General features: G+C 40.0%; 19 protein-coding genes. 17 read left to right on the top strand and 2 right to left on the bottom strand.

Annotation, left to right across the window (positions count from 1 at the left end; genetic code table 11):
* The 7 genes from purQ (at position 1) to purD (ending at position 9,188) form a co-directional block, all read left to right on the top strand.
* Positions 1–684, top strand: a complete 684-nt coding sequence (purQ, locus tag MHB44_RS19950; protein WP_341300562.1) for a phosphoribosylformylglycinamidine synthase subunit PurQ — start codon at positions 1–3, stop codon at positions 682–684.
* Positions 671–2,905 (top strand): phosphoribosylformylglycinamidine synthase subunit PurL, encoded by a 2,235-nt coding sequence (gene purL, locus MHB44_RS19945; protein WP_341300561.1) that lies wholly within the window; start codon positions 671–673, stop codon positions 2,903–2,905. The genes purQ and purL overlap by 14 nt, the downstream gene beginning before the upstream one ends.
* A complete protein-coding gene (purF, locus tag MHB44_RS19940; protein ID WP_341300560.1) occupies positions 2,881–4,305 on the top strand; it encodes an amidophosphoribosyltransferase in 1,425 nt (474 codons plus the stop codon). Before purL ends, purF begins: the two co-directional genes overlap by 25 nt.
* A gap of 55 nt (positions 4,306–4,360) precedes the next feature.
* Complete coding sequence (gene purM / locus MHB44_RS19935) at positions 4,361–5,416, top strand: phosphoribosylformylglycinamidine cyclo-ligase (RefSeq protein WP_341300559.1); 1,056 nt, start codon at positions 4,361–4,363, stop codon at positions 5,414–5,416.
* Positions 5,416–5,985 carry a phosphoribosylglycinamide formyltransferase gene (gene purN / locus MHB44_RS19930; protein ID WP_341300558.1) on the top strand — a complete coding sequence of 190 codons (570 nt, stop codon included), beginning with the start codon at positions 5,416–5,418 and terminating at the stop codon, positions 5,983–5,985. The genes purM and purN overlap by 1 nt, the downstream gene beginning before the upstream one ends.
* 106 nt (positions 5,986–6,091) lie before the next feature.
* Positions 6,092–7,618: a bifunctional phosphoribosylaminoimidazolecarboxamide formyltransferase/IMP cyclohydrolase gene (purH, locus tag MHB44_RS19925; protein ID WP_341300557.1), complete on the top strand. Its 1,527-nt coding sequence runs from the start codon at positions 6,092–6,094 to the stop codon at positions 7,616–7,618.
* A 313-nt stretch (positions 7,619–7,931) separates the two neighbouring features.
* Positions 7,932–9,188 (top strand): phosphoribosylamine--glycine ligase, encoded by a 1,257-nt coding sequence (gene purD / locus MHB44_RS19920; protein ID WP_341300556.1) that lies wholly within the window; start codon positions 7,932–7,934, stop codon positions 9,186–9,188.
* A 174-nt stretch (positions 9,189–9,362) separates the two neighbouring features.
* Here the strand turns inward: purD and MHB44_RS19915 are convergent, their stop codons facing one another.
* Positions 9,363–9,779, bottom strand: a complete 417-nt coding sequence (locus MHB44_RS19915; RefSeq protein WP_341300555.1) for a YgaP-like transmembrane domain — start codon at positions 9,777–9,779, stop codon at positions 9,363–9,365.
* Positions 9,780–9,978: 199 nt separating this feature from the next.
* On the opposite strand from MHB44_RS19915, the gene MHB44_RS19910 reads away from it, so the two are divergent.
* From MHB44_RS19910 to gatB, 10 genes are all read left to right on the top strand, one after another.
* Positions 9,979–11,700: an adenine deaminase C-terminal domain-containing protein gene (locus MHB44_RS19910; protein WP_341300554.1), complete on the top strand. Its 1,722-nt coding sequence runs from the start codon at positions 9,979–9,981 to the stop codon at positions 11,698–11,700.
* Positions 11,701–11,770: 70 nt separating this feature from the next.
* The gene (locus tag MHB44_RS19905; protein ID WP_341300553.1) at positions 11,771–12,829 is read left to right on the top strand and encodes a DUF3048 domain-containing protein; all 1,059 of its coding nucleotides are present in this window, start codon (positions 11,771–11,773) and stop codon (positions 12,827–12,829) included.
* Between the two features lie 14 nt (positions 12,830–12,843).
* Entirely contained in the window at positions 12,844–13,164 is a 321-nt protein-coding gene (locus MHB44_RS19900) for a YerC/YecD family TrpR-related protein (RefSeq protein WP_004225717.1), read from the top strand.
* 109 nt (positions 13,165–13,273) lie between these two features.
* The gene (locus MHB44_RS19895; protein ID WP_341300552.1) at positions 13,274–13,963 is read left to right on the top strand and encodes a heptaprenylglyceryl phosphate synthase; all 690 of its coding nucleotides are present in this window, start codon (positions 13,274–13,276) and stop codon (positions 13,961–13,963) included.
* 34 nt (positions 13,964–13,997) lie between these two features.
* The gene (gene pcrA / locus MHB44_RS19890) at positions 13,998–16,250 is read left to right on the top strand and encodes a DNA helicase PcrA (protein WP_341300551.1); all 2,253 of its coding nucleotides are present in this window, start codon (positions 13,998–14,000) and stop codon (positions 16,248–16,250) included.
* A 14-nt stretch (positions 16,251–16,264) separates the two neighbouring features.
* Positions 16,265–18,268 (top strand): NAD-dependent DNA ligase LigA, encoded by a 2,004-nt coding sequence (gene ligA, locus MHB44_RS19885; RefSeq protein ID WP_341300550.1) that lies wholly within the window; start codon positions 16,265–16,267, stop codon positions 18,266–18,268.
* Between the two features lie 39 nt (positions 18,269–18,307).
* A complete protein-coding gene (locus tag MHB44_RS19880; RefSeq protein ID WP_341300549.1) occupies positions 18,308–19,447 on the top strand; it encodes a CamS family sex pheromone protein in 1,140 nt (379 codons plus the stop codon).
* 222 nt (positions 19,448–19,669) lie between these two features.
* Complete coding sequence (gene gatC / locus MHB44_RS19875) at positions 19,670–19,957, top strand: Asp-tRNA(Asn)/Glu-tRNA(Gln) amidotransferase subunit GatC (protein WP_053995386.1); 288 nt, start codon at positions 19,670–19,672, stop codon at positions 19,955–19,957.
* A 25-nt stretch (positions 19,958–19,982) separates the two neighbouring features.
* Complete coding sequence (gatA, locus tag MHB44_RS19870; RefSeq protein ID WP_341300548.1) at positions 19,983–21,446, top strand: Asp-tRNA(Asn)/Glu-tRNA(Gln) amidotransferase subunit GatA; 1,464 nt, start codon at positions 19,983–19,985, stop codon at positions 21,444–21,446.
* Position 21,447: 1 nt separating this feature from the next.
* Positions 21,448–22,875: an Asp-tRNA(Asn)/Glu-tRNA(Gln) amidotransferase subunit GatB gene (gatB, locus tag MHB44_RS19865; RefSeq protein WP_053995388.1), complete on the top strand. Its 1,428-nt coding sequence runs from the start codon at positions 21,448–21,450 to the stop codon at positions 22,873–22,875.
* A gap of 48 nt (positions 22,876–22,923) precedes the next feature.
* On the opposite strand, the gene MHB44_RS19860 is transcribed toward gatB, so the two are convergent.
* On the bottom strand, positions 22,924–23,931 hold the full coding sequence (locus MHB44_RS19860) for a hypothetical protein (RefSeq protein WP_341300547.1): 1,008 nt from the start codon (positions 23,929–23,931) through the stop codon (positions 22,924–22,926).
* Positions 23,932–23,943: the final 12 nt, after the last annotated feature.

The following is a 23,943-nucleotide window of genomic DNA, read 5'->3' as shown; positions in this document are numbered from 1 at the left end:
ATGAAATTCGCAGTACTCGTATTCCCTGGGTCCAACTGTGATATTGATATGTATCATGCGATAAAAGACGAGCTAGGTGAAGAAGTAGAATATGTATGGCATACAGCAACAGATTTAAGTGACTTTGATGGTATTTTAGTGCCTGGCGGATTCTCCTATGGGGATTATCTTCGTTGTGGGGCAATGGCTAATCAATCTAATATTATGGCAGAGGTTAAGAAGGCAGCAGAGGCTGGTAAACCTGTATTAGGTGTATGTAATGGATTCCAGATCCTAACAGAAGCAGGATTATTACCAGGAGCTTTATTACGCAATAAAAACTTGAAATTTATGTGCCGTACAGTACAGCTTAAAGTTGAAAACAACAATACATTATTCACAAATCAATATGAGCAAGGTCAAATCATCAATATTCCAATCGCACATGGTGAAGGTAACTACTACTGTGACGAGGAAACTTTGCAATCACTGAAAGATAATAATCAAATCGTATTCACATACTCAGGTGACAATCCAAACGGTTCTTTAGCAGATATCGCAGGGATTATAAACGAGCGCGGCAATGTATTAGGGATGATGCCACACCCAGAGCGAGCTGTTGATGCACTGGTGGGCGGCGCAGACGGTCTAGCAGTATTTAAATCAATCGTGAAGCAGTGGAGGGAAAATCATGTCAACAACTAAGTTTGAGCCAACAGCACAGCAAATTAAAGATGAAAAGCTATACGCTGGTATGGGGATGTCAGACGAAGAATTTGCAATGGTGGAAGGAATTTTAGGACGTTTACCTAACTGGACAGAGACAGGTCTTTTCTCAGTAATGTGGTCTGAGCACTGCTCCTATAAAAATTCAAAGCCTGTATTACGCAAATTCCCTACAAAAGGACCTCAAGTTTTACAAGGACCAGGTGAAGGTGCAGGGATTGTTGATATTGGAGATGAGCAAGCAGTAGTGTTTAAAATGGAATCTCATAACCATCCATCTGCTATTGAACCTTATCAGGGAGCTGCAACAGGTGTAGGCGGTATTATCCGTGATGTTTTCTCAATGGGCGCACGTCCAATCGCTATGTTAAACTCATTACGCTTTGGTGAATTAAAATCAGCACGTGGTAAATATCTATTTGAAGAAGTAGTAGCGGGAATCGCAGGATATGGTAACTGTATCGGAATCCCAACAGTAGGTGGCGAAATTCAATTTGATCCTTGCTATGAAGGCAACCCACTTGTAAATGCTATGTGTGTTGGTTTAATTGACCATCAAGATATTCAACGAGGTATTGCAGCAGGTGTTGGTAATACAGTGATGTATGTTGGGGCGAAAACAGGTCGTGATGGCATTCATGGTGCAACGTTTGCCTCTGAGGAATTAACAGAGGAATCAGAAAACCAACGTCCAGCAGTACAAGTAGGAGATCCATTTATGGAGAAGCTTTTACTTGAAGCATGTTTAGAGGTTGTAAAATCAGATGCGCTAGTTGGTATTCAAGATATGGGTGCAGCTGGTCTGACTTCATCTTCAGCAGAGATGGCTTCAAAGGCTGGTTCTGGTGTAGAAATGAACTTAGACTTAGTGCCTCAGCGTGAGACAGGTATGACAGCTTACGAAATGATGCTATCTGAGTCTCAAGAACGTATGCTATTAGTGGTGAAAAAAGGTCGCGAGGATGAAATTAAAGTGATTTTTGAGAAATATGATTTAGATGCTGTTGCTATTGGACGAGTAACAGATGATAAAATGCTTCGTCTTTTACACAATGGACAAGTAGTGGCAGAGGTGCCTGCCGATGCATTAGCAGAAGACGCGCCTGTCTATCATAAGCCATCTGCTGAACCTGCGTACTATGCACAGTTCCAAGCTATCGAAAACACAGAGCCTGTTGTAACAGATTACAAAGAAACATTAAGCGCTCTTTTACAAGCACCAACAATTGCTTCTAAAGAGTGGGTATACGATCAATACGATTATCAAGTGCGTACATCAACAGTTGTAGCACCAGGCTCTGACGCTGCTGTTATTCGCGTACGAGGTACAAATAAAGGGTTAGCTATGACAACGGACTGTAACTCTCGCTATATTTACCTAGATCCAGAAGTGGGTGGTGCGATTGCAGTAGCAGAAGCAGCTCGTAATATCGTTGCCTCTGGTGGTACGCCACTTGCGATTACAGACTGCTTAAACTTCGGTAATCCAGAGAAACCAGAAATTTTCTGGCAAATTGAAAAATCAGCTGATGGAATTTCTGCTGCCTGTACAGCATTAAATGCACCAGTAATCGGCGGTAACGTTTCTCTTTATAATGAACGCTCAGGTGAAGCGGTGTACCCAACACCAACAATTGGTATGGTTGGTCTTATTGAAGACTTAGCACATGTTACAACACAGGGAGTGAAGGCTGCTGGTGACATCGTCTTTGTAATTGGTGAAACAAAAACAGAGTTTGGTGGCTCAGAGCTGCAAAAGCTATTAAATGATGGGGTTATTTCAGGGAAAGCACCAGCTATCGATTTAGAGGTTGAAGCGACACGTCAGCAAGCTTTATTAAAGGCGATTAAAGCAGGCCTTGTTCAATCTGCGCATGATGTAGCAGAGGGAGGTCTAGCTGTGGCGATTGCTGAAACAACATTTGCTGCAAACGGTCTTGGTGTTGACGTAACACTAGCAGGATCTGCGACAACGGCATTATTCAGTGAAAGTCAATCTCGTTTTGTTGTCACAGTAAAAGAGGAAGATGCCGCAGCGTTTGTAGAAATCGTGAAAGATACGCAAAAAATTGGTGTGGTAACAAATGATGCACTTGTGAAAATCAACGGGGACAAAGGTGTGCTTGTAGAAGGTACAGTGGAGGAATTCCGTTCTAATTGGAAAGGAGCAATCCCATGCTTGCTGAACTCAGAGGCTTAAACGAAGAATGTGGGGTGTTTGGTATTTGGGGTAACCCAAATCCAGCACACCTTAGCTATTACGGGCTTCATGCTCTTCAACACCGTGGACAAGAAGGCGCTGGAATTGTCGTTTCAGACGGACAGCATCTTCGCGCGGTGAAAGGCGAAGGACTAGTTAATGATGTTTTCAACGAAGATAAATTAAAAGCAGTGAACGGCAAAGCAGCTATTGCACATGTTCGTTACACGACTGCTGGTGGTGGCGGTATCGAAAATGTACAGCCATTATTATTCCACTCCTCAACTGGTAGCCTTTCAATTGCCCATAACGGTAACTTAGTCAATGCGACACATTTAAAACAATATTTAGAGCGACAGGGTAGTATTTTCCACTCTAGCTCTGATACAGAAGTGTTGGCGCATCTTATTAAGAAAAGCTCGCATTCACCATTCCGTGCGAAGGTGAAAAATGCCCTATCTCTTTTAAAGGGTGCGTATTCTTTCTTAATTATGACAAAGGATGAAATGCTTGTTGCACGTGATCCACATGGTTTACGTCCATTATCTCTTGGTAAGCTAGGAGATGGCTGGGTAGTAGCTTCTGAAACTTGTGCATTTGATTTAATTGGAGCAGAGTTTGTTCGCTCTGTAGAACCAGGAGAGCTAATCATCATTAATGATGAGGGGGTTAAATCGGACCGTTTCGCAGATATGAACAAACGTGCAATGTGTGCGATGGAATATGTTTATTTAGCTCGTCCGGATTCAGATATTGATGGGATTAACGTCCATATGGCACGTAAACGTATGGGAAAACAGCTTGCTCGTGAATGTGCGCATATTGAGGCAGATGTTGTAACAGGGGTGCCGGATTCAAGTATTTCAGCAGCAATCGGCTTTGCGGAAGAAAGTGGCATTCCTTATGAGCTAGGTCTGATTAAAAACCGTTATGTTGGTCGTACCTTTATTCAGCCGACGCAGGAACTACGTGAACGCGGGGTAAAAATGAAGCTATCACCAGTTGTGCAAGTGGTAAAGGGGAAACGTGTAATAATGGTGGACGATTCCATTGTGCGTGGTACAACATCACGTCGTATTGTCAAAATGCTAAAGGATGCGGGGGCAGCAGAGGTGCATGTTGTCATTTCGTCACCCCCGATGACGAACCCTTGTTATTATGGTATTGATACATCTACACATGAAGAGCTGATTGCCTCTAGTCATAATGTAGATGAAATTCGTGAAGCTATTGGAGCAGATTCTCTCACATTCCTTTCTACTGAGGGAATGGTCGACACGATTGCACGACCATATGAAGATGACAACCGTGGACTATGCCTAGCATGTTTTACAGGCAAATACCCAACAGAAATTTTCCCGGATACCATCTTACCACATGAAAAAGAACTATTACGTTAAAAAACAATGCAGTCTCTAGGATAAAGGCGATTTGGATAATAAGGAGGAACTCTGCGTGTCAAAAGCATATGAACAAGCAGGTGTAAATATTGAAGCAGGCTATGAAGCCGTAAAACGAATGAAGTCTCATGTTGAACGTACAAACCGTCTAGGTGTGATGGGGACGTTTGGTGGCTTTGGTGGTATGTTTGACTTGTCAGAACTAAATCTTCAAGAACCTGTTTTGATTTCAGGGACAGATGGGGTTGGAACAAAGCTAAAGCTAGCATTTATGGTAGACAAGCACGATACAATTGGTGTGGACTGTGTAGCCATGTGTGTAAATGATATAGTGGCCCAAGGAGCAGAGCCTTTGTACTTTTTAGATTACGTAGCTCTTGGAAAAGCTGAACCTGCAAAAATCGAACAAATTGTTAAAGGTGTTGCAGATGGCTGTGTCCAATCTGGTGCGGCATTAATCGGTGGCGAAACGGCAGAAATGCCTGGTCTTTATGAGGAAGATGAATATGATTTAGCAGGCTTTGCAGTAGGTGCTTGTGAAAAGTCTGCTATTATTACAGGAGAAAAAATCGTAGAAGGCGACGTCCTTATTGGTATTGCATCAAGCGGTGTGCATTCAAATGGTTACTCGTTAGTACGTAAAATTGTTTTTGCAGACCAGCAATATGCAGTGGATGCTATTGTAGAAGGCTATGAAGATTTAGGCCCAATTGGAGAGGCGCTTTTAGTACCAACAAAATTATATGCGAAGCCTGTATTAGCAGCATTAAAAGCAGCAAATGTTCATGGCTGTGCACATGTTACAGGTGGCGGCTTCTATGAAAACCTACCACGTATGATGCCAGAAGGCTTAGCGACTGAAATTGATTTAGGCACATGGCCAGTATTGCGTATTTTTGACTTCTTAAAAGATAAAGGTCAGTTAGCAGATAAGGATTTATATAATGTCTTTAACATGGGGATTGGTTTTGTCATTGCTGTTTCAGCAGACGAAGCTGATAAAGTGATTGCTGCAGTAGAGGCAAATGGTGAAAAGGCATATACAATTGGTCGCGTTGTAAAGGGTGATGGCGTTGTATTTAACGGCTCACATGATGGGAGTTTAGTGTAATGACAGCACCAACAAAAATCGCCGTGTTTGCGTCAGGCAGCGGCAGTAATTTTCAAGCCATTCAAGAGGCTATTGAACGTAGCGAACTACATGCGAAGATTGAACTTGTTGTCACAGATAGGCCAGGAGCATTTGTCGTAACACGTGCTGAAAATTTCGGCATTCCTGTACTCGCATTAAATCCAAAAGAATTTGTATCAAAAGCAGCTTACGAAACTGCTATTATTGAGGCTTTACATAAATACGATGTGAAGTGGATTGTGCTTGCAGGGTATATGCGTTTAATTAGCGATGTATTATTAGCGGCATTTCCACAGCGCATTGTCAATATTCACCCTTCTTTATTACCAGCATTTCCCGGGAAAGATGCCATAGGTCAGGCAATGAATCATGGGGTAAAGGTGACTGGCGTAACGGTGCATTTTGTAGATGAGGGAATGGATACAGGACCTATTATTGCACAGGTTGCTGTACCAGTGATTGAAGGCAACCGTGAGGCAACAGAGGCGGAGATACACAAGCAAGAGCATTTATTATATACAAAGGCTTTACAGCAATTATTACAGTAATGAAGAAAGGAGTTAGGTCAAGTACCTTCTTACAAATAAGACCTAACTCTATCAATCTAGCAAGTTAGTTCGTGGCAAACACGATAAAAATTAGGAGGATATTGTTGTGACAAAACGTGCATTAATTAGTGTTTCCAATAAAGATGGTATTTTAGAATTTGCAAAGGAATTAGTAGCATTAGGTTATGAAATTTTATCAACTGGTGGTACAAAAAAAATGTTACAGGACAATGCGGTGGCTGTAACAGCAGTAGATGAAGTAACGAAGTTTCCTGAAATTTTAGATGGTCGCGTGAAAACATTAAATCCAATGATTCATGGTGGTCTATTAGGAAAGTTTGACGATGCTTCTCATCAAGCGCAAATGAATGAGCATGGCATTGAACCAATTGAAATTGTTTGTGTCAACTTATACCCATTTGTTGAAACAATTTCAAAGCCTAATGTAACTTGGGATGATGCGATTGAAAATATCGATATCGGTGGTCCTACAATGTTACGTTCTGCTGCAAAAAACCATCAATATGTAACGGTTATCGTAGATAGCAATGACTATGCAAACGTATTAGAGGAACTAAAAGCTAATGGTGCAACAACTATTGAAACACGTCGTCAATTAGCTGCGAAAGTTTTTCGTCACACAGCTGCTTATGATTCTTATATCTCTAACTATTTAACAGAAGAAGAGTTCCCAGAGAGCCTAACATTGACATATGAATTAAAACAAAACTTACGCTATGGCGAAAACCCACATCAACAAGCTGCATTTTACCAAAAGCGTCTTGGCTCTGACTTCTCATTAGCCTATGCGACACAGCTACATGGTAAGGAGCTATCTTATAATAATATTCAGGATGGCAATGCAGCATTACAAATCGTCAAGGAATTTGATATGCCAGCAGCAGTAGCCGTAAAGCATATGAACCCTTGTGGTGTAGGAACTGGAGAGACACTAGAGGCAGCATTTGATAAAGCGTATGAAGCAGATCCAACATCTATTTTTGGTGGTATTATCGCATTAAATCGTGAGGTAGATGCAGCAACTGCGGAAAAGCTAAGTCATATTTTCTTAGAAATTATTATTGCACCTGCTTTCTCTCAAGAAGCACTAGATATTTTAACACAGAAGAAAAATATTCGTCTATTAACCATCCCATTTGAGCAAGTAAACCAAGATCCATTCAATGTTGTTTCTGTGGAAGGCGGTCTGTTAGTACAAGAGCCAGATCGTTATGGCTTTAGTGATGCAGAGATTCAAGTGGTGACAGATCGTGAACCAACAGCAGAGGAATGGGAAGCATTAAAGCTTGGCTGGTCTGTTGTCAAACATGTTAAATCAAATGCTATTGTTGTGACAGATGCACATATGACGCTTGGTGTAGGCGCCGGGCAAATGAACCGTGTAGGTGCAGCTAAAATTGCCTTTGAGCAAGCTGGAGAAAAAGCACAGGGCGCTGCACTTGCATCCGATGCCTTTTTCCCAATGAGTGATACGGTTGAGGCAGCAGCAGCAGCAGGCATTACAGCGATTATTCAACCAGGTGGCTCGATAAAAGACCAAGATTCGATTGATAAAGCAAATGAATATGGCATCGCTATGGTATTTACAGGCGTACGTCATTTTAAACATTAAAATAGCAAGGTAGAGACCGAGGCGGTGGATCAATTATGCCTCAGCATAAATTGTGTCCAGATTTTTTCGAGTATGCTCTTTGGAAGAAAGTTAACCTAAAAGCGTCACGTCCTGTGACAACGGTTAACTGACCTACATCATGTAGGCCTTAAAATCTGTGACATCCGCCGGTGCTTTTATCTTGGTTCAGTGGATGTTTAGCTATTTGTTGAGCAAAGAGAAAACTAGACAGTTATCCCTATCTTAAAGAAGATAAATATTGAACCAAGATAAAGCATTTCGGTCTTATGTACACAGAGGAGGATTTTTTTAAATGAATATATTAGTAATTGGAAGTGGTGGTCGTGAGCATGCAATCGCTAAACAATTTAGCATTTCACCATCTATCAATAAAGTATTTGTAGCACCAGGCAATGATGGGATGCGCAATGATGCAGAGATTGTTCAAATTGATACAATGGACTTTGCAGGTCTTGCACAATTTGCTAAGGAAAATAACGTTAATTTAACATTTGTCGGTCCTGAGCAGCCACTTGCTGCAGGCATTGTTGATTTCTTTGCGGAGAGGGGCTTACGCATCTTTGGTCCAACAAAGGCAGCGGCACAAATTGAAAGCAGTAAATCCTATGCAAAAGAAGTGATGAATAAATACAATATCCCAACAGCTGCACACGAAACATTTACAGAGGCGGAGCAGGCAATTGCTTATATTCAGGAGCAGGGAGCCCCAATCGTTATTAAGGCAGATGGGTTAGCAGCAGGCAAAGGCGTTGTGGTAGCGATGACAGAGCAGGAAGCGGTTGACGCGGTGCAGGATATGATTGGCAATCAGCGCTTTGGCGAGTCATCATCACGTGTTGTCATTGAAGAATTTTTAGATGGAGAAGAATTCTCCTTTATGTCATTTATACATAAAGGTCAAATTTACCCAATGGTTATTGCACAAGATCATAAACGTGCCTATGATGGCGATAAAGGACCAAATACGGGCGGTATGGGCGCTTATTCACCAGTGCCACAAATTTCACAAGAAGTAGTAGATTATGCATATCAAACAATCGTAGAGCCTACTGTAAAAGGTATGGAGGCAGATGGTGTGTCCTTCACAGGTATTTTATATGCAGGGCTTATTTTAACGCAAAATGGACCAAAGGTAATTGAATTTAATGCTCGCTTTGGTGATCCAGAAACACAGGTTGTATTACCGCGCATGACATCTGATTTTGGTGCATTTATGACAGCTTTAATGGATGAGCAGCCATTTGATTTACAATGGTCAAATGAAGCAATGCTAGGTGTTGTAATTGCAGCAGAGGGCTATCCTGGTGATGTAGAAAAAGGACATGCATTACCAAGTCTTGAGGCACTTTCAACATCATATGCTGTATTTCATGCAGGAACAAAATTAGTAGATGGTCAATTTGTTGGTAACGGTGGTCGGGTACTGTTAGTAGGTGCGAAGGCATCAACATTAAAAGAAGCACAGGAAAAGGTTTATGCTGGCATGGCAACAGAAGAATGGAATCATTTCTTCTTCCGTAAAGATATTGGCTGGCGTACATTGAAGTAATAGCTGACATCACCTATAGTTGAAAATATTTCAAATGTAAGATGGTGTTTGATAAAAAATTTGGATAGTAGTTTTCTCTGAAAAAGAGAAATTTTAACACACTTTTATTACTACCACTCCGCTTTCATGCGGAAAAGAGGGTGTCTCAAATGACCTTTGAGACACCCTTTTTGACTAAGAAGGATTTTGAGCTTTATTCGTTGACGAATTGCTGCTGTTTTTTGAGGAATTTTGTGTTGAAGTGCTGGTATCGGATTGTTTTGCTGTGTCAGATGAGTTACCAGCAATAGCAGAGGAGAAATCCTTCATCAATTGATCGATTTTTTCAGAGGACATAGAATTTTGCCCATTGAACATACTTTGCATAGAGGTGTTCATGGCACTTTGCATATTGGAACTTAAAATAGCCTTTGTTGGGCAATATTTAAAGAGCCCCTCAGCCATTTTCATTGCACCTAATGCAATCATCAATCGACCCTTTGTACAATTAGGATTTCGTGACACTTTTGCGATTCCAAATGCAGTTAAGCTTGTCCCCATAGCGAAGCGACAAAATGCATTCTTTTCGCTTAAATTAGTATGTTGCATCATAATAGTTCCTCCTTTAGTCATTGTGGAAAAAATAAGCGAGGTACACTTTGCTTTATGAAAGTGCTGTGTTACGATTGAAACAAGATGATTACATAAGTACAGACCTCAATAAAAGGATGTGCCTATGCAGTAATAGTATGTGACATCAAATTAGATTTACACGATGAAAAATTACGTAATTTAGGAAGGGGCGAATAGTGTGGATCCAGTGTGGAAAATAACAAAAATACGTCAGCAATTAGCTGTAATTGATGGTAAAAAAGCGCCAGATATTGTATTAAAAAATGCACGATATTTACATAGTATGTTGAAACAATGGGTAGTAGGGAATATTTGGATTTTAGGGGATCGAATTGTCTATGCTGGCGACAGAATGCCTCCTTTATTAGAGGGAACAGAAATCGTTGACTGTACAGATAAAACAATTGTACCTGGTTATATTGAGCCGCATGTACATCCATTCCAACTATACCATCCACAATCATTTGCTGATTTTTGTGGTCAACTTGGAACAACAGCCTTTATTTCTGATAATTTAAGCTTTGTTTTATCTTTAACAAATAAGAAAGCGTTTTCAATATTGGATCATTTAAAAAAGCTGCCGTTTTCTTTTTATTGGTGGGCGCGTTTTGATTCACAAACAGAAATGGAGCAGGAGGAGGAAATTTTCTCTAACACCTCTATTTTAGAGTGGTTGGAGCGCAGTGATATTCTATTAGGAGGGGAACTGACTGGCTGGCCTAAGCTATTGCATGGCGATGACCAAATGCTTTATCGGATGCAAATGGCAAAAGGACTCGGCAAAAAAATTGAAGGGCATTTCCCTGGTGCATCTGAAAGAACATTGGCACGTATGAAGCTACTTGGTGCAGATGGGGATCATGAGGCGATGACAGTGGAAGAGGTGGAGCGCCGTATTATGCAGGGCTATGCAGTCACATTGCGCCATTCTTCGATTCGTCCAGATTTGCCACATTTACTAAAAGGAATCGTAGAAAAAGAATTACCTATTTTCGACCATCTTATGATGACAACAGATGGTTCAACACCTTCCTTTCATGAGGATGGTGTAATGGACAAATGCATTCAAGTCGCCTTAGATGCTGGTGTCTCTCCTATAGATGCCTATCAGATGGCCTCTTATAATATTGCATGCTATTATAATATGTCTAATTTGCATGGCTTTATCGCAACAGGGCGCTTTGCCTCCCTGAATATATTGCAAGATGAATATCATCCTGTGCCAGAAAGTGTGCTGTCAAAGGGTGTTTGGTTGAAGCGTAATGGAAAGCGTGTGCATAATCTAGCGGACGTTGATTATACAGCGATCCCTAAATTTACTTTAGACTTTTCATTAGATTCACAGGATTTCCAGTTTTCAATGCCATTTGGGATCGAGCTAGTCAATGATGTGATTACAAAGCCGTATAATTCGCTTATTACTAGAGAAGGACAGCTTGCTAATCATGATGAGTGCTATTTAATGTTAATTAATCGACAAGGCAGTTGGCATGTCAATACGATGATTAAAGGCTTTGCGACAAATGTTCAAGGATTTGCCTCCTCCTATTCCAACACGGGCGATATTATCTTGATTGGAAAAAATAAAGAAGATATGATAAAAGCCTTTGAAGAGATGAAGGCGCAGCAAGGTGGTATTGTTCTTGTGGAAAAGGGAGAAGTCATCACTACTATTCCATTAACAATTGGTGGGTTATTGTATGATGGCAGTGTTGAGACGTTAATGGAGAAAGAAAAAGCATTAAAACAAGCTTTAGCAGAGCGTGGCTATCAATTAGGGGATGCAATTTATACCTTATTATTTTTGCAATCCACCCATTTACCATATATTCGTATAACACCTAAAGGGATTTTTGATGTAATGAAGAACAAGCTTTTATTGCCAGCTGTTATGCGCTAATTTATGAACAGCTAGACAGTTGAGTACACAAGTAAGAGAAATGTGTAGTTGCTTAAAGGGGAGATTGTTTGTGTTTAAATCAAAGAAATTATTGATAGCGATGGCATTGACTATGCTAGTGATTGGAGGATGTTCTAAAGACTCTGAAAAGGCTAAGGAAGACGATGATGAAGATATGGTGGAGGAGCAGCCAATTGCTGAGCAGCCCGTACAACAGCCAACATATACAGCACCACTTACAGGAGAAGCTGTGCAGCAAGAGATTACACAGCGACCTATTATGGTTACTATTAATAATCATCCTGCAGCACGCCCACAATCAGGGTTAGCTGCTGCAGATATTATTTATGAGATGCTAGCAGAGGGTGATGTTACACGCTTTTTAGCGATTTATCAAAGTGAATTGCCTGAGAAAGTAGGACCAGTGCGTAGTGCACGCTCTTATTTTATCGATATTGCTAAAGGATATGATGCATTTTATATCGCACATGGCTATAGCCCAGAGGCGAAAACAATGCTTGAAAACCATGTAGTCGATAATATTAACGGTATGGCGTATGATGGTACACTTTTTAAACGTTCAAGAGATCGTGTTGCGCCACATAATTCCTATATAGCATCTGAAAATATTATAAAAGGTGCTGAAATGGTAGGCGCTTCAATGAATTACAGTAAAAAAGTGCTTCAGGCTTTTTATGAATCTGATGAACATGGTAAAATAGGCATTGAAACAAGTCAAATTGACGTTTACTACGGAAATAATAACGATTTCCATAATTCGTATGTGTATGATCATCAAAGTAATCACTATAAACGACAATCGGCAGGCGTGGACACAAAGGATATGCTAACAGGCGAAACGCTCGCATTAGCAAATGTTCTATTTTTTGAAATGAACCATCGAACACTTGATAATGTTGGCCGCCAAGCAATTGATTTAACTTCTGGTGGAAATGCGTATGTATTTCAAAATGGCTACCTCAGGGAAGTCAAGTGGGCTAATGTGGATGGCATACCAATGGCTGTAGAACAATCTGGCGAGCCAGTAAAACTTATGCCAGGAAAGTCATGGATTCATTTTGTGCCAACTTCACCAGGGTTACAAGCAATGGTGAAAACGCAGTCTTAGAGGGAGGAAATTGCATGCAAATCGAAAAAATTCGAGGGCATCAAACAGATCAATTATTTAAAGCCGTATTAGAGCTAAAAGACATCGAAGAATGCTATAAGTTTTTTGATGATTTATGTACGATAAGTGAAATTCAATCACTGGCTCAACGTTTTGAGGTTGCACATTTACTACGTTTAAAGAAAACTTATGAGTCCATTAAAAAGGAAACAGGTGCAAGTACAGCAACTATTTCAAGGGTACGCCGTTGCTTTGATTATGGGAATGACACATATGATGAAATGCTTGGTCGTTTGTATCCTGATGAAAAGCCATTTCAAGCACCAAAAGAATAGTTGGGCAGAGGCTGGGTAGAGATTCTACCTAGTCTTTTTCATTTTTTTGTTGTGAATCATAAGCTATACTGGTAAGCGAATAAATCGAAAAATGATAGGTGGTCAATAGATGGATTATTTAGAATGGCAACATGTGTTCAAGCTAGACCCAGCAAAGGAAATTTCGGATGAAAATCTTGAAAAAATTTGTGAATCTGGCACAGACGTCATTGTAGTTGGGGGAACAGATCAGGTGACATTGGATGGTGTACTAGATTTACTTGTTCGCGTTAGACGCTTTGAAGTACCAATAGCGCTTGAAATCTCTACACTTGATGCGGTCACACCAGGCTATGATTATTATTTTATTCCTACAGTCTTAAATAGTGATGATCCAAAGTGGATTAAAAATTTACATCATGAAGCTATTAAAGAGTACGGAGATATTATGGTGTGGGATGAGCTAGTCGCAGAGGGGTACTGTATTTTAAATCCAAATTGTAAAGTAGCACAAGTAACAGGAGCAAAAACAGATTTAACGATTGATGATGTCGTAGCCTATGCACGTTTAGCAGAAAACTTCTTTAAGCTGCCTGTATTTTATATAGAGTACAGTGGCATGTATGGCGATCTTGAAATTGTAAGTGCCGTGAAGCAAGAATTAAAGCACACAAAGCTATTTTATGGTGGAGGTATTACATCTGCAAAGCAGGCAGCAGAAATAGCCCAATTTGCAAATACAGTAGTGGTAGGCAATATTATTTATGAAGATATAAAAGCTGCACTTGCCACTGTAAAGGCTGTGAAAAATACGCTATAATTTTAAGAACAAATGTTTGTGAGGTGGTAGAAAAGTGGAACAATTAACAAAAAATTTATTAGCAGGTATGAACCCAGAGCAGGAGAGGGCAGTTAAAACAACCGAGGGACCGTTACTCATCATGGCAGGTGCTGGCTCGGGGAAAACACGTGTATTAACACATCGCATTGCTTATTTAGTGATAGAGAAGGAAGTATACCCATCTAAAATTTTAGCGATTACGTTTACAAATAAGGCGGCACGTGAGATGCGTGATCGTATTGATGGCATTCTTGGTAATGGTACGGGTGATCGTATGTGGGTTTCTACATTTCACTCAATGTGTGTAAGAATTTTACGTCGTAATATCGAGCAGCTCGGCATTTCTCGTAATTTTTCTATTTTAGATTCTACTGATCAGCTTTCAGTCATCAAAAATGTAATGAAGGAAGAGAATATTGATCCTAAGCGCTATGAGCCTCGAGCAATTTTAAATGCTATTAGTGCAGCTAAAAATGAATGTATCACAGCAGATGATTACGCTGGTCAAATGAACGAAAAAAATCCATATGGACAAACTGTTGCACGCGTCTATAAAGGCTATGAGAAAAGATTACGCCGCAATCAATCCTTAGATTTCGATGATTTAATTATGACAACCATTACGTTATTCAAGCGTGTACCAGACGTACTTGAATACTATCAACATAAATTTCAATACATTCACGTGGATGAATATCAAGATACCAATAAATCCCAATATTTACTTGTACAGTTATTAGCAAAGAAATTTAAAAATATTTGTGTTGTAGGGGATTCCGATCAGTCTATTTATCGCTGGCGTGGTGCGGATATTGGTAATATTCTATCCTTTGAAAAGGACTACCCTGATGCGAAGGTCATTATGCTTGAGCAAAATTATCGTTCAACAAAGCGCATCCTACAGGCAGCCAATAACGTCATTGACAATAATACAACACGCTATCCAAAAGAACTGCGTACAGAAAATGCAGAGGGTGACAAGATTGTCTTATATAAGGCTTATAATGAGCAAGAAGAAGCCCAATTTGTTGTCCAAACAATCCAGCAATTAATCAAAAAAGAAAAACGTTCATTTGATGACTTTGCTATTTTATATCGCACAAATGCGCAATCCCGTGTGATGGAGGAAATGCTAGTAAAATTCAATATGGCCTATCAAATCGTAGGCGGTACAAAGTTCTATGACCGCAAAGAAATTAAGGATTTACTTGCGTATTTACGTCTTATTGCCAACAATGATGATGATTTATCACTAGCACGTATTATTAATGAACCAAAGCGTAGTATCGGTGCTACATCCTTCGAAAAAATGGCTCGCTATGCGATTGAGCAGGATCGCTCTATTTTTGATGCGATGAATGATCTTGTATTTATGGGCTTATCAGGAAAAGCCGCAAACTCAGCTGAGCAATTTTATGCAATGATTAAAGGCTTTACAGAGATGCAAAATTATTTATCTGTCACTGAAATTGTCGAGCAAGTCATTGATAAGTCAGGTTATCGTACAATGCTGCAAAATGAAAAAACGATTGAAGCCGAAAGCCGTTTAGAAAATATTGAAGAGTTCTTATCCGTCACAAAGGCATTTGAGGAGCGTAGTGATGATAAAAGCTTAGTTGCCTTTTTAACTGATCTGGCATTAATTGCTGATATTGATGCACTCGATAAAGAGGATACATCGAAAGGCAATATTATTTTAATGACGATGCATGCTGCGAAAGGCTTAGAATTCCCTGTTGTTTTTATTATTGGGATGGAGGAAAATATTTTCCCACATTCACGTTCTCTCGATGATCCAGATGAAATGGAAGAAGAGCGTCGGTTGATGTACGTGGGCGTGACCCGAGCAGAAGAACGTTTATATTTAACATGCGCGCAAAGCCGAACAATTTTTGGTCGTTCGAGCTTTAATAATGCCTCACGATTTTTAGGAGAGATTTCAGAAGATATTATAGAACCTATCTCCAAAGCAGGCGTCCAAACCACAACACCATTTGCATCAAGCAATCGTTCAACAGGTGGACCTCAAAAACGAACAATTGGAGCCGTTCAGCAAACACAGCCTGCTACAGCACGATTACAAGCAACAGGCGGCGACCAGTTCGGTTGGAGGGCTGGCGATAAAGCTATTCATAAAAAATGGGGAACAGGTATGGTTGTTAGTGTAAAAGGTGAAGGTGATAATACAGAGCTGGATATCGCTTTTCCACAACCAATTGGCATTAAGCGATTACTAGCTCAATTTGCACCTATTGAAAAAGCATAAGCGGAGGAACATAAATGAACGAAATCGAACAACGTATAGAGGAGTTAAATCAATTATTGCATGAGTATGGACATGCCTATTATGTATTAGATAAGCCTGTTGTAGCTGATAGCGTTTATGATCAATTAATGCAGGAGCTTATTGCACTAGAAGAAGCGAATCCATCACTGATCTACCCTGATTCACCTACACAGCGCGTTGGTGGGGCAGTGGTAGAGGGCTTTAAAAAAGTGACGCATGATTACCCGATGCTTAGCCTATCAAATGCTTTTAATGAAGCGGGTCTTCGAGAATTTGACCGTAAAGTTCGGCAGGCAATTGGTGATCAATTCTCCTATGTATGTGAGCTGAAAATAGACGGTCTTGCTATTTCATTGAAGTATGAAAATGGTTTATTTGTACAAGGGGCAACGCGAGGAGATGGAGTTGTAGGGGAAGATATTACAGCCAATTTAAGGACGATTCGAGCGATACCTCTACGTTTGAAGGAGCCCATTACTATTGAGGTACGCGGTGAAGCATATATGCCGAAAAAGTCATTTGAAAAATTAAATGAGCAGCGTGTAGAAAATGGTGAAGAGTTATTTGCAAATCCACGGAATGCTGCTGCTGGCTCCTTACGTCAGCTAGACCCTAGAATTGCGGCAAGCCGTCATTTATCAACTTTTATCTATGCGATTGGTGGCGATGGGGAGGCATATGGTATTGATGGCCATGCGGAAATGCTCGACTATTTAGAGAGCTTGGGATTCCCTTCCAATAAAGAACGTCAACGTTGTTCAACAATTGAAGAGGTAATGGCGTTTATCGAGCATTGGACAGAGAATCGTCTAAATTTAGCTTATGAAATTGATGGTATTGTAATTAAAGTTGATCGCTACGCACAGCAGGATGAGCTAGGCTATACAGCTAAAAGTCCGCGCTGGGCAATCGCTTATAAATTCCCCGCGGAGGAAGTCATCACAACATTACTTGATATTCATTTAACAGTAGGGCGCACAGGTGTTGTGACGCCAACAGCTATCTTAGCACCAGTACAAGTAGCGGGAACCACTGTCCAACGTGCATCCTTACACAATGAGGATTTAATCCGCGATAAAGATATTCGCCTTGGAGATACCGTGATTATTAGAAAAGCAGGCGATATTATTCCACAAGTTGTAGGTGTCTTAATGGAGCAACGCCCTGCAGATGCTATGCCGTATGTAATCCCAAAAAATTGTCCTGTTTGTGATAGTGAGCTTATTCGTATTGAAGGGGAGGTTGCGCTACGCTGTGTGAATCCTGCATGCTTTGCACAAATTGCAGAAAGCATTAAATATTTTGTTTCTCGTAATGCGATGAATATTGACGGTTTAGGGGATAAAGTAGTGGAGCAATTATTGCGTGTAGATTTAATTCATGATGTCTCTGATTTATATCATTTAACAGTTGAACAGCTTGTTGAGCTAGAGCGAATGGGTGAAAAATCTGCAACCAATTTAGTGAATGCTATTCAAGCCTCTAAGGAAAACTCGATAGAGCGATTATTAATCGGCTTAGGTATTCGACATGTTGGGGAAAAGGCAGCTAAAATTGTATCAGAGGAATTTGGTTCAATGGAGGCACTGATGGCAGCCACAGAGGAACAGCTAGTGGGGATTCATGAGATTGGCGATAAAATGGCTTCATCCTTAGTCGAATATTTCTCAAATGAAGATGCATGTGCAGTGATTGACCGTCTTGCTGAAGCAGGCGTGAATATGACCTATAATGGGAAAAAAGTAGAAACGGTTATAGGCGATAATCCTTTTGCAGGGAAAACCATTGTGTTAACTGGTAAACTTGAGCAATTGACACGCAACGAAGCAAAGGCGAGAATAGAGGAGTTGGGTGGTACTGTCACAGGCAGTGTTAGCAAAAAAACGGACCTTGTGATCGCAGGTGTGGACGCAGGCTCTAAGCTAACAAAGGCTGAGCAATTAGGTATTGACGTTTGGAACGAAGAAACCTTAATTGAGCAACTTAGTCTTATTTAACAGCGTTAAAATTGATTATTCGTAAAGGAGCATTAAATAATGAAGTCTTTTCGACTCATTCCAGCAATTGTAGCAGCTGCAATGTTAGTCGGCTGTGTGCCTTCTAAAGATGGGGGAACAGAGCTTACGCAGGAAACGCAGCAAGATGAAAAAGCTGAAACAACAATTATTCCAAGCATACAAATTGATGAATCCTATTACAAAACATTGATTCCTTATAAAGAGAGTGCAAGTAGAGGGCTTGTTGTATCAAATATTTATACAAAATACGATATGAAGGAAGTAGAGGAAGGCTTAATGCGCCTCTCTCAAAATGAGTTTGACACTGAAAATTATTACTTCCAGGAAGGGCAATACTTAGCTGAAAATACGGTAAAGGATTGGCTAGCACGTAGTTCACAAGTAGAGACAGGTTTAAATCCGCCAACAACAGAGACGATGACAGCGGAAGAGCGAGCAACAAAGGCTCCTGTATATTTAGCGCATATTGTGGAGCAAAACTATTTAACAAAAACAGAGGATAATAAAGTCAAATTAGGTGGCATGTCTATAGGCCTTGCCCTCAATTCGATTTATTATTATCAAAAAGAGCAATATGGGGAATATTATGAGGAACCGATTTCAGAGGCTGCGCTTGTGGAGCAAGGTAAAAAAATGGCAGCTGAAATTGTTACGCGATTACGTGCACGTGATGAGCTAAAGGATATTCCAATTGTTATTTGTTTGTTTAAACAACAAGCACGCAATGCAATTGTTCCAGGCTCCTATTTTAGCTATGGTGTAGCAAAGGCTGGTCAAAATGACATTGCTAGTTGGGAAACAATTGATGAAAACTATGTATTATTCCCAACGGATGATTCACAGGATGTTTATCGAGAGGTAAATAAAGACTTCAAAAACTTTAAGCTAGACGTTGATAAATATTTCTCGAATTATACAAGTGTTATTGGTACAGGCTTCTATCGCAATAAAGAAATCCAAAAGCTGACCATCGAAATTCCTATCCAATTTTTCGGTAAAGCAGAAATTATCGGCTTCACGCAATATTTGACGGGTATTTTAATCAATCAATTTAATAATATTCATGTTGAAGTAAGTATTACTTCAGTAAACGGTCCTGAGGCATTAATTATTAAAAAAGCGAATGATACGGACCCATATGTGCATGTTTATGATTAACGATAGTCAGCCTTTGTGCTGGCTATCTTTTTCGGATGTAGTAAGCAAGTAAAAAAAGACAATGCCAACACTTTGTTATTGCGGGGAAAGTTTCTATATTTTTGCTGAAAGTTGTGATTTTTAATAGGAAAAATGTTATGATTATTGGCATGGTTAACTTTATCCAACCCTATTGTTATCAATAAAAACAATGAATTGAGTAAGTATTTGGAGGTGTGAAAAATGGCTAAATTAACAAAAGAAGAAGTAAAGCACGTAGCAAATTTAGCGCGTCTTGCAATTACAGAGGAAGAGGCAGAGAAATTTGCTGAACAGCTTGGGAAAATTACTGACTTTGCAGAGCAATTAAATGAGCTGGATACAACGAATGTTGAACCAACAACGCATGTGTTACCATTGGTGAATGTTATGCGTGAAGACGTAGCAGTAAAGGGCTTAGATCGCGAAGTAATGATGTTAAATGTAAAAGAACAAGAAGATGGTCAGGTAAAAGTACCACCTATCATGTAATACTTAAAATATAGGAGGATTCCTCATGACGTTATTTGAACGTTCAGCTAAGGAGTTACAAGCGGAAATTCAAGCGGGTAACTTATCAATTGCTGACTTAACAAAAGAAGCATACGAGCGTATTGCAAAGCTTGATGGCGATGTACAGGCATTCCTTGCTTCAAACAAAGAAAAAGCAACTGCACAAGCTACTGAAATGGATAAAGTACCATTTGAAGAGCGCGGACCACTTTTCGGTCTTCCAATCGGTGTAAAGGACAACATTGTAACAGAGGGCTTAGAAACAACTTGTGCCTCTAAAATTCTTGAAGGCTTTATGCCAATTTATGATGCGACTGTTGTCAACAAGCTACGTGAAGCAGGCATGGTGACAGTTGGTAAGCTTAATATGGACGAGTTTGCAATGGGCTCTTCTAATGAAAACTCGTACTATAAAACAACAAAAAATCCATGGAACTTAAACCACGTACCAGGAGGATCTTCAGGTGCATCTGCGGCAGCAGTAGCAGCAGGTGAAGTATCATTCTCTCTTGGTTCAGACACAGGTGGTTCAATCCGTCAACCAGCAGCTTACTGTGGGGTTGTAGGGATGAAGCCTACATATGGTCGTGTATCTCGTTTTGGTCTAGTTGCATTCGCATCTTCTTTAGATCAAATTGGACCGATTACACGCAATGTTGAAGATAATGCACTTTTACTTGAAGCCATTGCAGGATTAGATCCAAATGACTCAACTTCTGCAAATGTAGAGGTACCAAACTATGCAGCAGCGCTTACTGGAGATATTAAAGGCTTGCGTATCGCCGTACCAAAGGAATTTCTCGGTGAAGGCGTTGGCGAAGCAGCACGTCAATCAGTGCTAGAGGCATTAGAGGTATTAAAAGGCTTAGGGGCTACGGTAGAAGAAGTATCACTTCCTCATTCAAAATATGCACTAGCTGCGTACTATATCCTTTCTTCATCTGAGGCGTCTTCTAACTTATCTCGTTTCGACGGTATCCGTTATGGCTTCCGTGCAGAAAACGTTACTAATTTAATGGACCTTTATAAAGAAACACGTGCACAGGGCTTTGGTGATGAAGTAAAACGTCGTATTATGCTTGGGACTTACTCTTTAAGTGCTGGTACATATGATGCTTACTATAAAAAAGCACAGCAAGCACGTACACTGATTAAAGCTGATTACGACAAAGTATTTGAAGACTTTGATGTTATCATTGGACCTACATCGCCAACACCTGCATTTAAAATTGGTGAAAACGTTGATGATCCAATGACAATGTATGCCAACGATATTTTAACAATTCCGATGAACCTGGCAGGCGTACCAGCCATTTCAATTCCATGTGGCTTTGACAATGGTCTACCATTAGGCTTACAAATCATCGGTCAATACTTCGATGAAGCAACGATTTATCGTGTAGCTCATGCTTTTGAACAAGCAACGGAGTTCCATAAACAAGTTCCTCAGATTTGGGAGGGAAAATAACATGAACTTTGAAACAGTCATTGGTTTAGAAGTACACGTTGAGTTAAAAACAAACTCAAAAATCTTCTCACCAGCACCTGCTCACTTTGGTGCTGAACCAAATACAAATACAACAGTAATCGACTTAGGCTATCCAGGTGTTCTACCTGTACTGAATAAAAATGTAGTAGATTTCGCAATGCGTGCAGCACTTGCACTTAATATGGAAATCGAGCAAGAAACAAAATTTGACCGTAAAAACTATTTCTATCCAGATAATCCGAAAGCTTATCAAATCTCACAATTCGATAAACCAATCGGTAAAAATGGCTGGATTGATATTGAAGTAGACGGCTATACAAAACGTATCGGTATCACTCGTCTTCATATGGAAGAAGATGCTGGTAAACTTTCGCATGCTGGTGACCACTCATTAGTTGACTTTAACCGTCAAGGAACACCACTTGTTGAAATCGTTTCTGAGCCAGACATTCGTACACCAAATGAAGCATATGCTTACTTAGAAAAATTAAAGTCCATTATCCAATATACAGATGTATCTGACTGTAAAATGGAAGAAGGCTCACTTCGTTGTGATGCTAATATTTCCATTCGTCCTTATGGCCAAGAAGAATTCGGTACAAAAACAGAGCTTAAAAACCTAAACTCCTTCAACTTTGTACGACGTGGCTTAGAGCATGAGGAATTACGCCAAGCAGATGTATTGTTGTCAGGTGGTGTAATTGAGCAAGAAACTCGTCGCTTTGATGAAAAAACAGGTAAGACAATTCTGATGCGTGTCAAAGAGGGAACAGATGATTACCGCTATTTCCCAGAGCCAGACTTAGTGCGTCTTTCGATTGATGATGCATGGCTAGAGCGTGTAAAATCAGAAATTCCTGAGCTTCCAGACGCACGTAAAAAACGTTATGTTGAAGAATTAGGCTTAACACCATATGATGCAGGCGTTCTTGTTATTTCAAAAGAAATCTCAGACTTCTTCGAGGCAATGATTGTAAACGGTGCAGATGCGAAGCTTTCTGCTAACTGGTTAATGGGTGATGTTTCTGCTTACTTAAACGCAGAACAAAAAGATCTTAAAGATACTGCATTAACGCCAGAAAACCTTGCGGAAATGGTGAAATTAATTACAGACGGTACAATTTCTTCTAAGATCGGTAAAAAAGTATTTGCTGAATTAGTAGAAAACGGCGGCTCTGCACAGGATATTGTGAAAGCAAAAGGTTTAGTGCAAATTTCCGATGAAGGTGCATTACTTGCCATTGTAACAGAAGTTTTAGATAATAACGCTCAATCTATTGAAGATTTCAAAAATGGTAAGGATCGCGCGATTGGCTTCTTAGTTGGTCAAATTATGAAAGCAACAAAAGGCCAAGCTAACCCACCAATGGTAAATAAATTATTACAACAAGAAATTGCTAAACGCTAAAAAAATGGTACTGGGATGGAATAAGCCCGGTACCATTTTTAGTTTAAATTACAATTTTGTTGTCCACCAGCCCGTTTGACGGTTACTGTTTAAATTCTTGGTTTCTAATAATTCTCCATTTCCATCCAATGTATAATCATGGGTGGGCGTTGAAAAGAATACTTGCTCCTCTGGTCGAGTTGCCTGTGTTTTTATTAATTGATCTTTAATTGTGGCAAGTTGCTTTCGCTTTGTGTATATAGGGTCGACATTATGGGTGAGGAAAACGGCTGCATCTGGTGGCAAATTAATATGACCTGTTTCATCCACCTCGTAATCAGTGTCGCCAATAGTAATTTTTTCGCCTTGTTTATATCCAATATCAAATAAATTATGGGACATAAACGTATTACGGCTACCTAGAACCTGTTTTTCCGAAAAAGTTCGACCATCCTCTCTTAAATAATGTCTCACAGTTTGACCACTACTTTTAACCGTAAACCAACCAGGCTCAATCCCAACACTCTTGAACATATCCAATACTTCCTCACCAGAATATGAATGTCTTGAACCGATTAAGCCAGATCGCCCTGTAAAGCCAGAAAAAAAGTCTTCAATTTTATTGATCTTTGTTACATCCTGCTGAGAATAAATAGTTCCTGTATCAACACCTAGTCGTTCGCCCAATTCGGTGAAAGCAGTGCCAAGAATGGAACCAGAGCCATGGTAGAAGCTTTGCATAACCGTTGAAACGCCATTAAAACTAAAGCGATATAAAGCACCATCGTCAAATTCAAGCACGTTATTCTTTGCTTTTATTTCCTTTACTTCTTTTCCTTGTAAATGGGTGAGTGATTGAATAGCTTGACGGCTTGTAATCCCCTGCTTACTCGCTACCTGCTTTTGCAGACTACTAGGTGATATTTCCACCGTATCTAATTTTTCATACAGTTTTTTCATAGTCCCTTTAGATAATTGATTGTATTGACTTAATTGTTTCATCGTTGATAACATGTTTGTTTTAGAGGAGCCATTGTTGAAAAGGCTTCGCATAAGAGAGAAGTGTTGCATTTTCATAGAAATTCACCT

The organism is Lysinibacillus sp. FSL H8-0500 (assembly GCF_038051955.1).
Lineage (GTDB): Bacteria > Bacillota > Bacilli > Bacillales_A > Planococcaceae > Lysinibacillus > Lysinibacillus macroides.
Note: the sequence above shows the minus strand (reverse complement) of the source record. Positions and strands in the feature narration are given on the sequence as shown.